Here is a 238-nt window from a genome sequence, read left to right on the forward strand (position 1 = left end):
GGTGTAGACCAGGTCACACGCCAAAAGCTCTTTATGTCGCGTAACAAACGACGCGAGATGAGGGCTGCCGTTTTCTTCCTCTCCCTCAAACACCAGCTTCACGTTGACTGGCAACTCACCAAAACGGTCCAAATATGTTTTGATCGCCAGTACCTGTGCCATCAATTGCCCTTTGTTGTCCCCCACCCCACGACAATAAATTCTTCCTTCGCGTATGGTTGGTTCAAAGGGTGGTGAT

1 protein-coding gene is annotated in these 238 nt (G+C 50.0%); it reads right to left on the reverse strand.

Going from position 1 to position 238, the window contains the following annotated elements:
* A partial coding sequence (locus SB773_RS34480; RefSeq protein ID WP_410595031.1) for a M20/M25/M40 family metallo-hydrolase occupies window positions 1-238 on the reverse strand: 238 nt, incomplete at both ends.

The organism is Bacillus sp. SIMBA_074 (assembly GCF_046534555.1).
Classification (GTDB): Bacteria; Bacillota; Bacilli; order Bacillales; family Bacillaceae_G; genus Bacillus_A; species Bacillus_A mycoides.